We start from the raw sequence: 16,180 nt of genomic DNA on the forward strand, positions 1-16,180 counted from the left end.
GCAAAGTGGCCGCTGCTCCATCGGTTTCTCGCGTGCCAACCGTCACGGTGTGTCGTGGGGAGGAGCAAAATTCACTCCCAAAAATTTTTGGATCTCTATTCCCATTTTTGGCTAAACCTATAAAAGGCGCCAACCAAAAAAGCACCCAAAGCCGGGATTTCTGCTTTGGGCGCTTCTTCTTTAAAACTTATATTTCTTCACAATCTCCTGTAAGTATTCCGACAGATAGGACAATGCTCTTGCCGAATCGCTGATGTCATCCATCGACTTAAGGTGGCTTTCAATGGAAGCGGCCATTTCTTCGGTTGCCGCCGCATTTTCTTCAGCAATTTGGGCAAGTTCGTTCGCAGTCGAGGTCACTTCCTGGACGGAGGCGGAAATTTCTTCCGAGATCGCCGCCATTTCTTCCACTTGCGGTGTGATCTCTTTCATCCCGTTCATGATCGTGTCAAATTTTCCGATCGAATCTTTGGAACGTGACACGCCGGTTTCCACATCTTTGGACACTTGTTCCATCTCGCGGACGGAATCTTCCGTATCATGCTGGATTTGCGTAATCAGCTTTTCAATTTCTTTTGTTGAGTTTTGCGACTGGTCGGCCAGTTTCCGGATTTCGTCTGCCACGACCGCAAACCCTTTTCCGTGCTCGCCCGCTCTTGCCGCTTCAATCGCTGCATTTAAAGCAAGCAAATTCGTCTGAGCCGCAATGCCTTTTATCACTTCTGTAATCTGGCTGATTTGCTTCGAATTTTCAAAGAGTGCCTGGATTTTTGCGTTGGATTGCGCGACAGAACCGGCAATGGACTTCATTTGCGCGACCGTCTCACGGACAGCCTCGCCGCCTTGTTTCGCATGTTCGAGCGTGGCATTGGACAAGCTGGAAATCGCCATCGTGCTGTCGGTTACTTTTTCCATTGCTTTTGCAATTTCACTCATCGCCTGGGCGCTGTTTTCCGTGCCGTTCGTCTGTGTTTCTGCACCGCTTGCAATCTGGGCAGCAGCGGAGTTGATTTCATGGCTTGCTTGTGTTGTATTTTCCGCGTTTGCCTTCAGCTCTTCTGAAGAGGAAACGACCATCTCCGCGCTTTTATCAACCTGGTCGAGAAGATCGCGCAGGCTGTCCTGCATTTTTTTAAAACTTACAGCCAGTTCACCGACTTCATCTTTTTTCCGGATATCTATTTCCTCTGTTAAGTCCCCGGAGGAAATTTTTAACGCTGCTTCTTTCAGGCGGTTAATCGGCCGTGTCACAGAACGGATGACAAAATAGGCTAATACCGTACCGAGAACGAGAAAAATGACGATGACAAGGATCATCCGGTCGATGATCGGCTGTACAGCTTTACCGACCTCATCAGCGTACACGGTGCCTGCGATTTTCCAACCCGTTAGGCTATCAGTTGTATAAATCATCACTTTTTCCTTCCCCTGATACGTATAGGAAGTGTGTCCGGAAACATGGTTAAATACGGTATCATACACTTTTTCTTTTGCATACGCGCCCGGTTTTTTTCCCGGCATAACGATATAATGGCGGGCCGGGTCTATAAGCACGGCATACCCGCTTTTCCCGATTTTGATTTCTTTTGCCATTTTTTGAATCGTACTTATTTTCAGGTCAACTGCGACCACCCCGGAGCTGTCTTGCGTCGTTTTGGCAATGGTGACAATCGTTTCCCCCGTGGTCGCGTCCTGGTACGGGGCCGTCACAACCGCTTTTCCGGGCTGTTCCATCGCTTCCTTATACCACGGCCTTTGCCTTGGATCATAACCTGCAGGCAAGTTGCCATTCGGTTCGATCATCATTTTCCCGGAAGCTGTCCCAACGTAAACATTCAAGACATTGTTATGCAGATTTGCATATTGGCTGAACATCGTCTTGATTTCGGACGGCTTTTTTTCCGTTTCGGCCGAAATTTTTTTAGAAAAATAATCCACATCGTCCATGCGCGGCTGGATCGCATCATGGATGATATTCTGCAACAGATTGACATTTTCCGTGGCGGCATTCAGCATTTGCGATTGGACTTCACTTCCTGCTGATTTGATTGAAAAATATCCGATCAGTACAGATGGAACGAGCAGGATTGCGAGGATCGAAACCATCAATTTCGCTTTCATGTTCCACCGTACATGTTTCTCTACCATCTTTCGCATGACAGGGCAACTCCTTTTGTTCATTTTCATAGCGGTTATCACTATTTCTTTTATCGTACCTTTTAGTCTCTTTTTCATAGGGCTTTATACCCGGAAAAATATATGCAAATGATTGATAAGGCTTACAGGCTGAAGGGATAGCGGTTTTTGCAAATGTGAAAAGAATATGACAGAAATTACCAGAATAAGCAGGAAATTTTTGCGGTATATCGAATATATGATTTAATGAAATAAAGGAGGGAGTTTGATGGCGGAAAGAACTATGATTATTGCGGAAAATCTTGCCCCCGGCCTGCTTGATGAAATCAGGAAACTGGTCCCGGAGTGGCGCATACTGGCCGGAAAGGATCCGGCGCATTGGCAGAATGAAGTGAAGAAAGCGGAAGTGATTGCGAGCTTTCGGAAAAAAATGGAAAAAGATGCATTATCGGAAGATTCCGCTCTCCGCTGGGTTCAAAGCTGGAGTGCGGGGGTGAACAGTTTCCCACTCGAACAATTTGAGAAAAAAGGGCTCTTTCTCACTTCTGCAAGCGGCGTGCACGCCTATCCGATTTCGGAAACCATTTTTGCAATGATGCTGGCATTGACAAGGAAAATCCATACATATGTCAGAAATCAAACGAAAAAGAAATGGGACCATGCCGGGTTAAAGCTGGAAATGCATGGAAAGACGATTGGCATTATCGGTGTCGGGGAAATCGGGCTTGAAACGGCAAAAATTGCCAAAGCCTTCGGGATGAAAGTGCTGGGCGTGCGGCGTTCCGGTGCGCCTGCCGAGTTTGTAGATGAAATGTATACGAACGGTCAGCTTCATGATATGCTGCCGCTTTGTGATTATGTTGCCGTCTGCCTGCCGCTTACGAAAGAAACGTATCATTTATTCGGGAAAGAAGCATTTGCCCGGATGAAGCCGTCTGCATTTTTTATCAATATCGGCAGAGGGGAAATCGCAAATGAAAAAGAACTGGCGGATGCGCTTTCCTCCGGCGAAATTGCCGGTGCCGGGCTGGATGTATTTGAAAAGGAACCGCTCCCTGAAGACAGCCCGCTTTGGGAGCTGGAAAATGTGATCATTACCCCGCACACGGCCGGCTCAACCGAACATTATGACGAGCGGGTTGTCCGGGATATCTTCATTCCAAATTTAAAACGGTACCTCGCTGGCAGCAAGCCGGACATTCATCTGGTCGACTATAAAAAAGGTTATTAACCTTTTTGCTGCGCGAATCAAAAAATACGGTGATTTTTAAATTATTTCATTTTTCCCTTTACAGAACTAAAATCTGCTGTTAGAATATTTAGCACAGAGCAAAATGATATTCGAAAAGTAATGATGAAGAAGGCGTATTTGCAAAAAGCCGCAGAGAGTCGGTGGTTGCTGCGAACCGATGCTTTTGCTGATACAATGCCCAGCGCTTCTGAACTGGCCGGCTGAAAATGATGTAGGCCGCACCCGGCACATGCCGTTATTTTCCCAGAGGCTGCATTTCGCAGCAAATGAGGGTGGCACCACGGTACATGACGTCCCTCCTCCACAAGGATTTTTTTGTGGCGGAGGGACGTTTTATTTTAATTTTATATTGGAGGATTGACGTACTCATGCTTTTTTGTAAGGAATCGCTATTCACACCAGGCCCGACACCCGTACCGGACCGCGTAAAACAGGCCATGAACCAGCCTATGGTCGCCCACCGCAGTGAAGTCTTTTCAAATAGCCTGAAGCAAGTGGCGACAAAACTGATGCCGGTCTTTGGCACAAAAGAACCGGTGGTCGTCATTGCCGGCAGCGGAACATCCGCACTGGAAAGCGCCGTCTGCAACGTTGTCCATGAAGGCGACCATGTCGTTGTCGTTGTCACCGGCGTGTTCGGGGAGCGTTTTGCTTCCATTTGCGAATCATACGGCGCCCATGTCCACCGCCTCAATATAGAATGGGGAACCGCCTGCCGCCCGGAACAGCTGGAAACGTTCCTTAAGGGGCTAAAAGATCCGGTCAAAGCGGTTTTTGCCACCTATTGCGAAACATCCACATCGGTGTTGAACCCGGTGAAAGACCTTGGGGCCGTTGTAAAACGAGTGACCGATGCTTTATATATCGTTGACGGCGTCAGCTGCATTGGCGGTGTGCCTGCAAATATGGAAGATTACCAGATTGATATCCTTGTTTCCGGTTCGCAAAAAGCGCTCATGCTGCCGCCGGGGCTTGCCTTTGTCGCCGTCAATAAGCGGGCCAAAGAGGCAATCAAAAACGGCCCTGAGAAACGGTTTTATCTCGACTTGAACCGTTATATCGATTCATACGATGAAGCCGTGACCACCCCGTTCACTCCGCCGGTTTCGCTTGTGTTTGGTGCAGAAGAAGTGTGCCGGATGATTGAGGAAGAAGGCTGGGACAATGTCATCAAGCGCCATGAAGTTTTGCGCAATATGACCCGCGCCGGCGTGAAAGCTTTGGGCCTTCCGCTCCTTGTCGAAAACGACGCAGATGCTTCGCCGACCGTTACAGCGGTGAAACCGGATGGCGATCAAGCCGGGGCAATCAAAAAATATTTGCAGGATCATTTTTCAATGGTCGTCGCAAGCGGACAAAAGCAGTTGAAGGGGAAAATTTTCCGGATTGGCCATATGGGGTACAGCACGCCTTTTGACGTGATCAACGTTTTAACCGCGCTGGAAATGGCGGTACACGAACTGAACGGAAGGGACACTTTCGGCATTGCGGTGAAAAAAGCGGAGGAGGCATGGAAAGCACATGTTTAACATTTTAGTAACGGATAAAGTAAGCGAAGAAGGCTTAAAAAAACTGTATGCGCACAAAGATTTTATCGTTGAGCACCAACCGGGCATTGCGCCGGAAGATTTAAAAGCCACAATCGGCCAATATGACGGGCTGATTGTGCGGAACCAAACAAAAGTGACAAAAGACATCATTGAGGCATCCGGCAATTTGCGTGTCATAGCAAGGGCCGGGGTCGGCGTTGACAATATTGATGTCGATGCTGCGACGAGAAAAGGGATTATTGTCGTCAATTCACCGGGAGGAAACACGATTTCCGCAACGGAGCATACACTCGCCATGATGCTTTCCCTTTCCCGCAATATCCCGCAGGCACACAAGTCCGCAGCCGCAGGAAAATGGGAGCGTGAAAAGTTCAAAGGCGTCGAGCTTTTCAAGAAAACGCTCGGCATCATCGGGACGGGAAAAATCGGGACAGAAGTGGCGAAACGGGCAAAAGCATTTGGCATGGCCGTGCTCGGGTATGACCCGTATTTAACCGAAGAACGCGCGGCCAAGCTCGGCATCAAAAAAGCAACGCTTGACGAAATTGCCGCCCAAGCCGATTTCATCACGCTCCATACGCCGCTGATGAAAGAAACGAGGCATTTGATCAATGAAGCTTTTTTGTCAAAAACGAAAAAAGGTGTCCGCATCATCAATTGCGCACGCGGCGGGCTTGTTGACGAACAGGCGCTGCTTCAGGCGCTTCAGGAAGGCCGCGTTGCAGGGGCTGCCCTGGACGTTTTTGAAAACGAGCCGGAAATCACGCCGGGGCTTTTGGAACTGCCGAATGTTATTGTAACCCCACATCTCGGCGCTTCGACCCGCGAAGCACAGGTCCGGGTGGCGGCAGATGTCAGCGACGAAATCATCCATATTTTTGAATCTGAGGAGATCCGCAATGCCATCAATATGCCGCAAACTTCCGGGGAAAACCGCGAACGGATGGAACCATTCCTCCTTCTTGGCGAACAGGTGGCACAGCTCGGCATCCAGCTTTTGGATGAAGCGCCGGAAAAAATTGAAATTACGTACGCCGGCGAGCTTTTGGATGAAGATACAAAACTGCTGACGAGAACGATTATCAAAGGGATTCTGGCGCGCCATCTCGGCAGCACCGTTAATCTTGTCAATGCCCTCCATCTCTTAAAAGAACAGGGGTTGACATACAATCTGCAGCGCAATGCGGCGTTTAAGGGCTTCTCCAATTATTTGGAACTGGCACTGTATAAAAAAGGCAAACAAGTGAATATCGGCGCTTCGATCATTAACGGGTTTGGCGGCCGCATCGTGAAGCTGAACGATTACCGTGTCGATCTCCGCCCGGAACAGCACCTTCTTTATATCCGGCATCTGGACATCCCGGGCATGATCGGTCAGGTCGGATCGATTCTCGGCAGCAACGATACGAATATCGGCACGATGCAGGTGGGCCGGAAAGAAATCGGCGGGGAAGCGATCATGGTGCTCACGCTCGATAAAACCGCAAGCCGGCAAGTGCTGGACCAATTAAAAGAGGTAATCGGCATTAAAGCCGTCCAGACTTTGGAACTCGCAACCGGCTATACCTTTCAGGAAGAACCTTTTGTAGAAGTATAAATAAAAAGCATTCACGGCAAAACGCTGTGAATGCTTTTTTCGAATACAAGTCAAAATGAGGCTTGTACAACCCGGTTTTTATTGGACTTCCATCCTGAGGTCTCCGGTTTTTGCCCAGCCGAACAATTTGAGGAAATGATAGATGCCGAGCGTTGTAAAAATGGGTAAAATCACACCTGCCGCAATATAAGCAAGCAGCACGCGCATTCCCTGATTTGCGAGAATATTAAGCGGTGCAATTAAAGAATTCAGGCCAAGCCCGCCGAGTTCATACGGCACCTTCAAATGGAACATCATCGTTGCAACCGGCGCACAAATGAGCGACGAAACAAACGGTGGAATGACAAGGCGCGGATTTTTCACCAAATTTGGAAACTGGACTTTCGGCGTAATCAATGACTGTGCAATATTGCCGCCCCAGTCATTTTGTTTCAGCGACATTGCCGTAAAACCGACAAACTGGACCGTACAGCCGATCAGTGCGGCTGCGCTGGATACCGGATCAAGCTGCAGCGCAATGGCAAGCGCGGCCGAAGAAGCAGGTGACATGAGCAGGATGCTCCAGACGAGCGATACAACCATTGAGCCGAAAAGCGGCGAACCCTGTACAGACGCCGTAATTTCACCGCTCAGCCATTGCAAAAACGGCGTGGTGACAGCAGCAAGGCCAACGCCGGCAACACCGCCAACAAGAATCGCGGCAAACGGAATTGCCATCATATCGAGCTTTGTTTTGCCAGTTACGCGTTTTCCGACCCACGTTGCGACAACTGCAGCCAGCACAGCACTTACAGGTTGTCCGGTAACAATCGTAATCAAGCCGTCCTGGGTTGTGCCGATCGCGTTTCCGCCGACTGCCGCACAAGCCATCGAACTGAAAATGACCAATGTATTGCCGCCAAGCTGGTATGCAACGCCTGCGCCGATGGCCGGTGCCAACAGCGATTTTGTCGCTGCCCCGATCGTCAAAAAGCCGTCCCAGCCGAGGAATTTCCCGAACGTTTCAAACAAAAGGCCCAGACCCAAAGTCACGAGCACAGCGTTTGCTACCCCGGCAGATGCTTTATACGCCCTATCAATGACATAATCTTTAGTTGCTTGCTTCATCTTTTCCACTCCTTGAAATATTCCGAATTAAAAGCTGTTACAATCGCCGTTTCTGTTTTAGTTTCCGTCTTCAATGATTTCCGTCAAATGCCGGCTTATCCATCTAGATTTCCGCTCCTTTTTTTATGATGTTAAAATATTACGTTAGTTTTAATTTTATTTAAAAATATTTTTTTCAAACTTTTATCTTCATTTTTATGGAGGAACTGGCAAAATTACACTATATTAATAAAATGATCATGTTAGATTTCCCTACAAAAATTTTCTTTTCAAAAAATGCCATTTTTCACGTAGCGGAATGTCCTGCGAAAAAGAGGCATGCCTTCGCATGCCCCAGCTCTACAAAAATATGTTTTTGAGGTCTGCCACATTTTCAAAAATATAATCTGCCCCGTGTTCTTCAAATTCGGCTTTTGCTTCTTTTCCGGACAAGCCGGTTAAAATGCCGGCAAATTGGGCGCCTATTTTTTGCGCAGCAAGCAGGTCTGCAAGCGAGTCCCCGACAATCAGGATTTCCTGCCCGTTTTCAAGCGGGAGGCTGCATTCCGTACAGTCGCGGGCGGGCGTGTTTTTCCCCTTTAAAGCAAGCAGGTAGGTAAAAGGGTTCGGCTTTGCAAGCGGCGTATGGCCGCCAAGCTCCTCTTCCGCCTTTAAAACGTCGTCCGCCGTTACAATATGCTCCTCATGAAACAACGGCAGCCAGCCAAGCGCCCGGAACGGCCCGTACGTTTCAAGCTGCGGCCTTCCCGTGCCGACACCAAGTTTCAGCCCTTTCTCTGCTAAAAAGGAAAACAAGGCACCGATTTTTTCCGGTTCAGCAAGCGGAATCTCCTCATCGAGAAACCCTTTTTTTCCCGTTTGCACGCTCGGCTTCCCGGTAGATGCCACAATATTTTGGTCGCCGACATACCATTCCTGAGAAGCATGCTCGCACACCGACCAGAGCGCGCCTTTTTTACCAAGCTGCGTATCTGTAAGCCCGAAGATTTCATAAGCAAGCTGATCCAACACTTTCAATAAATCCTGTTTCGTTTCAGGCCTCTTTGCAAACCAGTTTAAAAAGATGCTATAGTCGGTTTCAACCGGATAATGTGCAAGTACCTCGCGCATTTCATGAAGTGTTACATCACCGATTTCACTTGCCAGCCAGCCGCGGATCCGGCCCGCTTCCTTTTCCTTTATTTGGGAAAGCAAGTGTAAAAGCTGGCAGGTGAACGTTAAATAAATCATATCCCAGTTCGCGTTCATCCCGCGCGATTTTAAAAACCGCAGCACTTCATCATGTTGAAAAACATCAGCCCGGATGCGCCTGATTTCCTCATCTGTTAAGGTTGTTTTAAATTGTTCCGGTGCGAGCCCTAAATAATGGCCACTATGTATCAATTCCCAGACGGTTAAGCCGGATGCGTCAAAATAACGTTCCTCGCTCAGCAATACGCCGTCCACATCAAATAATACCGTTTGAATCATCTCTTCACCTCTTTCCTACATCAGTGTAACAAAGGATGCTGTTTTTTTGTATCGTTTTCTCCCTTTTCGGCCTGCACAAAGAAAAGGCGCCCCGGGGCACAGCCTAGTGACAACGCCCGGCATGCCCCGGTCTGGTGCCCGGTTCTAAAGCGAAACAACCCTATGTTTTTTTTTGCCAGCCGTAGCCAGCCGTTTGAAGTGAGAAATTTTATCCAGATCCGCATTTCCGCCGCTTACAACAATGCCGACGTGCTTTCCTGAAACGCCAGCTTTGCCGCTTAATACAGCCGCGAATGCCGCCGCTCCTGCCCCTTCGACAAACATTTTTTCGCGTTCAAGCATATAAATGATGGCAGTGGCAATGTCTTCATCGCTTACTGTCACGACATCATCCACATACTTGCTGATTAATGGAAATGTCAGCTGGCCGGTCTCTTTTACAAGAATACCGTCCGCAATGCCCGAAACATGTTCGAGCCGGCTGTTGCCCATCCCTTTAAAGCGATTATAGGCGGCAGGCGCCCCCTCGGACTGCACGCCGATGACGCGGATTTTCGGATCATAATTTTTCAGGAGACAGGCCATGCCGGCAATTAAGCCGCCGCCCCCGACCGGAATCACAACCGTATCAAGATCCGCGCATTGCTGGATCATTTCGAGAGCGATCGTTCCCTGGCCGGCCATCACTTCATAATCGTCAAACGGGTGAATAAACGTTGCCCCTGTGATTTGCTGGTCCAATACAGCTGCTTCATACGCTTCCTGAAAAGATTCGCCGGTCAGCACGACTTCCGCACCATACGCCTTTGTTGCCAATACTTTGGCAAGCGGCGTTTTTTCCGGCATATATATTTTTGCCTTCAACCCCTGTTTCGTTGCTGAAAACGCAACACCTTGCGCATGATTGCCCGCAGATGCCGCAATCACGCCGTTTTTTCTCGCATCCCCTGTTAAGTTCGTAATCTTATTCAGCGCGCCCCTGATTTTAAAAGACCCTGTGCGCTGCAGGTTTTCCATTTTAAAGTAAAGCCTTGTCCCTGCCATTTCATTGAATGTCGCCGATTCGTTCAACGGTGTCCGGTGCACGACCGGCAATAAATTTTCAAATGCTGCTACAATGTCTTTCGTTTGTAAGAAATCCCCATTGTTCTCGTCACACTCCTGCGTTTTCAGACGCTTCAAATTTTGAAATTTCATCTTCAAGCAATAATGTCAGCCCGATTTCATCCAGTCCCTTTAACAGCATATTCTTCGGATACGGATCAATGTCAAAGTGGATGGCCTTTTCTCTCGTTAATACCACTTGTTTTTCAAGATCAACCGTTAAAAAGAGCCGTTCTCTCTGTGCCTTGTCAATCAAATCACGCACTTCTTCTTCCGGCAGCTCTACGGTTAAAATCCCGTTTTTCAGACAGTTATTATGGAAAATATCAGCAAAACTTGGTGCGATAACTACTTTAAAGCCGTAATCCTGTAATGCCCAAGGCGCGTGCTCCCGTGAAGAGCCGCATCCGAAGTTGTCGCCTGCCACTAAAATCTGCGCACCATCGTATTTCGGGTCATTTAAAGGAAAATCTTCCCTTTTATTTCCGCTTTCATCGAAGCGCCAGTTGTAAAACAAGCATTCTCCGAACCCTTGGCGCTCAATCCTTTTCAAAAACTGTTTCGGAATGATCTGGTCGGTATCGACATTTTTCCGGTCCAATGGGAATACGAGCCCTGAAAAAGTTTGAAATGGCTCCATTTGCTTTTGCCCCCTCTCTTCGTATAGATGAATGAATTTTCTTCTGCTGCCTGCTGCAAAAGAAGCAGCACGGCATGCCGCCATTTAGCGGACTGGCTCAGGCTGTCCGAGCTTCCGGACATCGACAAATTTGCCGTAAATGGCGGCGGCTGCAGCCATTGCCGGGCTGACAAGATGCGTTCTGGCGCCTGTTCCTTGCCGGCCTTCGAAGTTGCGGTTCGATGTGGAGGCGCATCGTTCTCCGGCCGGGACAATATCATCATTCATGGCAAGGCACATGCTGCAGCCCGACTCGCGCCATTCAAACCCGGCTTGTGTAAATATTTTGTCCAGCCCTTCTTCTTCCGCCTGTGCTTTTACACTTTGCGACCCCGGCACAATGAGGGCCCGGACCCCTTCTCTTACATGCCGGCCCTTTACAACTTCAGCTGCAGCCCGCAAATCGGCAATCCGCGAGTTCGTGCACGAGCCGATAAACACGTGCTGGACAGGGATGTCTGTGATTTTCATCCCCGGTTCAAGGCCCATGTATTGCAACGCTTTTTCAACCGCCTGCCGTTCGCCTGGATCGTTGATTTCAGCCGGATCCGGCAATGTTTCACTGATAGGGAGGCACATGGATGGATTTGTACCCCATGTAACCTGCGGCTCAATTTCTGCTGCGTCCATTTCAAGCGTTTTGTCATAGACGGCGCCTTCGTCTGATGCCAGCGAGAGCCAGTATGCCGCTTTTTCTTCAAAATTTTCCTTCGGCGCATATTTCCTTCCGCGCAAAAAGGAAATGGTCGTTTCATCCGGGCTGATCAACCCCGCCCTGGCCCCTGCTTCAATCGACATATTGCAGACGGTCATCCGCTCTTCCATGGATAAATTGCGGATCGCTTCACCTGTGTATTCGACAATATGGCCGGTGCCGACGCCAATCCCGAATTTTGCAATGATGGCAAGGATTAAATCTTTAGCCGTCACGCCTGGCCCCAGTTTTCCGTTGATTTTGATTTGCATCGTTTTCGGGCGCTTTTGCCATAATGTTTGGGTTGCCAGCACGTGTTCTACTTCACTCGTGCCGATTCCGAAAGCAATGGCGCCGAATGCACCGTGCGTGGACGTGTGGCTGTCGCCGCATACGATCGTTTTCCCGGGCTGGGTGAGTCCCAGTTCCGGCCCGATCACATGAACAATCCCCTGGTCTGGATGGTTGATGCCGGCAAGCGGGATGCCGAATTCCTGGCAATTTTTCTCCAAAGTGGACATTTGTTTTTTCGAGACCGGGTCTTTTGAAACCCTGCCCTTTGTTGTCGCAACATTATGGTCAACGGTGGCGAATGTTAAATCCGGCCTCCGCACTTTGCGGCCATTCATCCGTAACCCCTCAAACGCCTGCGGGGACGTAACCTCATGGACAAGGTGCAGGTCAATATAGAGCAGGTTCGGTTTCCCTTCTTCGCAGTGGACCAAATGGTTTTCCCATATTTTATCGATAATCGTTTTCGGTGCCATCGTATCACTCCCATCTGCCGCTTTTCGTTTTTTTAGATCAATCTCCGTTTCGCCTCTTCCTGTGATTAAAAACTGCACTGTTTTTCCATCCCGGAAAACGTGTGGACCGCCGTAAACAGCTACTTATTTTCTGTTGAAAAATACGCTCATTGCAAAATGCGTGGACGGGCTTCACTGTTATTTAATTTTTCAATCAGTTTGTCTGTGAGCTCATGGGTGCTGACCACTTTTCCGTTTTTCACCTGCAAGTCACCTGTACAATAACCGTCTTGCAGCACATCATCCACCGCTTTTTCAATCGCCGCCGCTTCTTTCTCAAGTCCGAACGAATAACGGAGCATCAAAGCCGCCGACAGCACCATCCCGAGCGGATTGGCTTTTCCCTGCCCGGCGATATCCGGCGCTGAGCCGTGGACCGGTTCATACATGCCGAACCGGTCGGAACGGAGGCTTGCGGATGGAAGCATGCCGAGACTGCCGGTAATCACAGACGCTTCATCGCTTAAAATATCACCGAACATATTCTCAGTTACAATGACATCAAATTGGCCCGGATTTGCAATCAGCTGCATCGAGGTGGAGTCGACAAGCATATGGCTTACTTCCACATCCGGATACTTTTTCGCGGTTTCCTCCGCAATTTCGCGCCACATTCTGCTTGATTCCAGTACATTCGCCTTATCGACGGACGCCAGTTTTTTTCTTCTGATTTGCGCAAGCTGGAATGCTTTTTCAATAATTCTCTCAATCTCTTCCCTTGTATAAGCAAGCGTGTCTATCACTTCATTCCCGTCCGGCCCGCGCCTTTCACTCGGGCGCCCAAAATAGAGGCCACCCGTCAGTTCGCGGACGATAACAAGATCGACGTTTTCCACCCGTTCCCGTTTTAAAGGCGATGCATTTAAAAGCGGGGCATATGCTTTAACCGGGCGCAGGTTCGCAAACAGCCCCATTTCTTTCCGGATTCCAAGCAGGCCTTTTTCCGGGCGGAGGGAAGCCGGGTTATGATCCCATTTCGGCCCCCCTACTGCGCCAAGCAAAATGGCATCGCTCCTGCGGCAAATGTCAAGCGTTTCTTCCGGGAGGGGCGTCCCCGCTTCATCAATAGCGGCGCCCCCGATCAGCGCATTTTCAAAAACGGCTTCATGCCCGTAATTGTCCAATACGGTTTTTAAAACGCGGATCGCTGCATCCATCACTTCCGGCCCGATCCCATCACCGGGCAGTACGGCCAGTTTCATTTTCATTGTCGTTCCTCCCCGAAAATCACACCTGTACTTGTTTTCTCGATTGCTGTTCCATTGCGTGCGCCCTGTTGATTGCATTTAAAAATGATTTTGCGGAAGCTTCCAGTACGTCTTGGGCAGAACCGCGCCCGCCACATTCAAACTCCCCGAATTTCACTTTGACATATGCATCCGCAAGCGCATCCTGGCCGGAACCGACTGACTGCAGTTTATAGTCTTTCAGCTCAATCGGGCCGTCAAACAGCTTGCTGATCGTATGGTAAATCGCCTCAACGCTCCCCGATCCGGTGCTGGCTTCTTCAACAAGCGTTCCTTCCGGTGTTTTGATTCTTACTGTGGCGGTCGGAATATTCAATGTGCCGTACTGCACCTGCACACTTTCCAGTTCATAATGGGCAGCATCTGCCGCATCGGTTTGCTTTTCGGCTAAAATGGCGAACAAATCGTCATCGGTCACTTCTTTTTTCTTATCCGTCAATGCTTTGAAAGCTTTAAACGCTTCGTTCAGTTTTTCCTGCCCAAGATCAAAGCCGAGCGCTGCTGCTCTTTCTTTAAAAGCGTGGCGGCCGGAATGTTTTCCGAGCACAAGCCGGTTGCTTGAGAATCCAACCAGTTCCGGCGTAATGATTTCATATGTCGAAGCCTCTTTTAACACGCCGTCCTGATGAATGCCGGCTTCATGGGCAAAAGCATTGGCGCCGACAACCGCTTTATTGCCTGGTACAACCATCCCGGTCAGTTTGCTGACCAATTGGCTTGTGCGTTTGATTTCATCCAATTTCAAGCGGGTTTTCTTCTTGTAATAATCCTGCCTGATGTGAAGGGCGACCGCCACTTCTTCGAGGGCAACATTGCCTGCCCGTTCGCCGATGCCGTTGATCGTCCCTTCCACTTGCTGGACTCCATGTTCAATGGCTGAAAGCGTATTGGCCGTCGCCATCCCGAGATCATCATGGCAATGGGCGGATAAAATGACTTTATCAATATTCGGGACGTGTTCCTGAATATAGTCATACAGTGCACCGTATTCTTTCGGCGTCGTATAGCCGACAGTATCCGGCAGGTTGATGACATTTGCGCCGGCATGGATCACTTCTGTAATGATCCGGACGAGAAAGTCTTTATCCGACCTCGTCGCATCTTCTGCCGACCATTGCACCAGCGGGAATTTTTGCTTCGCATATTTCACGGCTTCAACAGCGATGGCTGCCACTTCATCCGGCGTTTTTCGCAATTTGTATTGCATATGAATCGGCGATGTGGCCAGAAAAATATGGATCCTTGGCTCGGCGGAATGTTTCAGTGCATCCCAGGCTGCATCAATGTCCTGTTTGTATGCCCTCGCCAGACCGGTAACGGAACTGTTTCGGACCGTTTTTGCGATTTTCTCAACCGCTTCAAAATCCCCTTTTGAAGATGCAGGAAACCCCGCCTCCATAATATCCACGCCAAGCTTTTCCAGCTGTTTGGCAATTTCGACTTTTTCCACGGTGTTGAGATTGACGCCTGCCGATTGTTCCCCGTCCCTTAATGTCGTGTCAAAAACATTAACCTTTTGCATTCACAGCCACTTCCTTTTGTTTAATCGGATTTTTGACAAAAGGCATTAAATCACGCAGTTCTTCTCCGACTTTTTCGAGCGGATGATTTTGCTCGCGTGTATTGATGGCATTGAACATTGGGCGGTTTGTCTGGTTTTCAAGCAGCCATCCTTTGGCAAATGTGCCGTTTTGGATATCTTTTAAAACCTCTTTCATGCGCTTTTTCGTATCTTCGTTCACAACGCGCGGGCCGGAGACGAAATCGCCCCATTGCGCCGTATCGGAGATGGAATAGCGCATATTTTTCAGACCTCCTTCATAGATCAAATCGACGATCAACTTCATCTCATGACACACTTCAAAATAAGCGAGTTCCGGCTGGTACCCTGCTTCCGTTAACGTTTCAAAACCGGCTTTGATTAAAGAGGTCAAACCGCCGCACAGGACAGCCTGCTCACCGAACAAATCCGTTTCGGTTTCTTCCTGGAAAGTTGTTTCCAAAACGCCGGCCCGGGCAGCCCCGATTCCTTTTGCATAAGCAAACGCCAGGTCTTTTGCTTCCCCCGTCACATCCTGGTGAACGGCAATCAGCGCAGGCACCCCGGCTCCTTCTTCAAATGTCCTTCTGACGAGATGTCCCGGGCCTTTTGGCGCTACCATAAAGACATCGACATTTTCCGGTGGGACAATCTGGGTAAAATGGATGTTGAATCCGTGGGCAAATGCGATGGCATTGCCAGGTTCGAGCCCTGCTTCCACTTCTTCTTTGTATACTTTTGTTTGCTGCTCATCCGGCAGAAGCATCATGATAACATCGGCTTCTTTTGCGGCTTCCTTCACAGGCTTAACGGAAAATCCATCCTGTTCCGCGCGGTTAAACGACCGGCCCGGCCTGACGCCGACAACTACGTCAAAACCGTTATCACGGAGGTTTTGGGCATGGGCATGGCCCTGGGAGCCGTAGCCGACAACGGCGATTTTTTTCCCTCTCAATGCTTCTTCTCTGATGTCTTTGTCAAGATAAACTTTTGCCATT

Annotated in this window: 12 protein-coding genes; 3 read left to right on the forward strand and 9 right to left on the reverse strand. The window is 49.2% G+C overall.

The annotated features are described in order from the left end of the window. Positions 1-180 precede the first annotated feature (180 nt). Positions 181-2,157: a methyl-accepting chemotaxis protein gene (locus OF158_RS13835; RefSeq protein ID WP_017550950.1), complete on the reverse strand. Its 1,977-nt coding sequence runs from the start codon at positions 2,155-2,157 to the stop codon at positions 181-183. Positions 2,158-2,404: 247 nt separating this feature from the next. Between OF158_RS13835 and OF158_RS13840 the strand changes: the two genes are divergently transcribed. The 3 genes from OF158_RS13840 (at position 2,405) to serA (ending at position 6,535) form a co-directional block, all read left to right on the forward strand. Beyond that, the gene (locus OF158_RS13840; RefSeq protein ID WP_017550951.1) at positions 2,405-3,367 is read left to right on the forward strand and encodes a D-2-hydroxyacid dehydrogenase; all 963 of its coding nucleotides are present in this window, start codon (positions 2,405-2,407) and stop codon (positions 3,365-3,367) included. A gap of 389 nt (positions 3,368-3,756) precedes the next feature. Next, entirely contained in the window at positions 3,757-4,917 is a 1,161-nt protein-coding gene (locus OF158_RS13845) for a pyridoxal-phosphate-dependent aminotransferase family protein (protein ID WP_035183840.1), read from the forward strand. Beyond that, on the forward strand, positions 4,910-6,535 hold the full coding sequence (gene serA / locus OF158_RS13850; protein WP_035183827.1) for a phosphoglycerate dehydrogenase: 1,626 nt from the start codon (positions 4,910-4,912) through the stop codon (positions 6,533-6,535). The genes OF158_RS13845 and serA overlap by 8 nt, the downstream gene beginning before the upstream one ends. Positions 6,536-6,613: 78 nt before the next feature. Here serA and OF158_RS13855 read toward each other — a convergent pair whose 3' ends face one another. From OF158_RS13855 to ilvC, 8 genes are all read right to left on the reverse strand, one after another. Beyond that, positions 6,614-7,642 carry a PTS sugar transporter subunit IIC gene (locus OF158_RS13855; protein ID WP_014097322.1) on the reverse strand — a complete coding sequence of 343 codons (1,029 nt, stop codon included), beginning with the start codon at positions 7,640-7,642 and terminating at the stop codon, positions 6,614-6,616. Between the two features lie 339 nt (positions 7,643-7,981). After that, the gene (locus OF158_RS13860; RefSeq protein ID WP_014097321.1) at positions 7,982-9,112 is read right to left on the reverse strand and encodes an HAD family hydrolase; all 1,131 of its coding nucleotides are present in this window, start codon (positions 9,110-9,112) and stop codon (positions 7,982-7,984) included. 144 nt (positions 9,113-9,256) lie between these two features. After that, complete coding sequence (ilvA, locus tag OF158_RS13865; protein WP_014097320.1) at positions 9,257-10,309, reverse strand: threonine ammonia-lyase; 1,053 nt, start codon at positions 10,307-10,309, stop codon at positions 9,257-9,259. Further along, entirely contained in the window at positions 10,266-10,856 is a 591-nt protein-coding gene (leuD, locus tag OF158_RS13870; RefSeq protein WP_014097319.1) for a 3-isopropylmalate dehydratase small subunit, read from the reverse strand. The genes ilvA and leuD overlap by 44 nt, the downstream gene beginning before the upstream one ends. A gap of 84 nt (positions 10,857-10,940) precedes the next feature. Beyond that, positions 10,941-12,356: a 3-isopropylmalate dehydratase large subunit gene (gene leuC, locus OF158_RS13875; RefSeq protein ID WP_026684365.1), complete on the reverse strand. Its 1,416-nt coding sequence runs from the start codon at positions 12,354-12,356 to the stop codon at positions 10,941-10,943. A gap of 146 nt (positions 12,357-12,502) precedes the next feature. Further along, positions 12,503-13,603: a 3-isopropylmalate dehydrogenase gene (gene leuB / locus OF158_RS13880; RefSeq protein ID WP_035183825.1), complete on the reverse strand. Its 1,101-nt coding sequence runs from the start codon at positions 13,601-13,603 to the stop codon at positions 12,503-12,505. A gap of 19 nt (positions 13,604-13,622) precedes the next feature. Next, positions 13,623-15,164, reverse strand: a complete 1,542-nt coding sequence (locus tag OF158_RS13885; protein ID WP_014097316.1) for a 2-isopropylmalate synthase — start codon at positions 15,162-15,164, stop codon at positions 13,623-13,625. Then, positions 15,151-16,179, reverse strand: a complete 1,029-nt coding sequence (gene ilvC / locus OF158_RS13890) for a ketol-acid reductoisomerase (protein WP_035183822.1) — start codon at positions 16,177-16,179, stop codon at positions 15,151-15,153. Before ilvC ends, OF158_RS13885 begins: the two co-directional genes overlap by 14 nt. Position 16,180 lies beyond the last annotated feature (1 nt).

It is taken from the genome of Weizmannia sp. WK01 (genome assembly GCF_025905465.1).
In the GTDB taxonomy this organism is placed as follows: Bacteria; Bacillota; Bacilli; order Bacillales; family Bacillaceae_C; genus Weizmannia; species Weizmannia faecalis.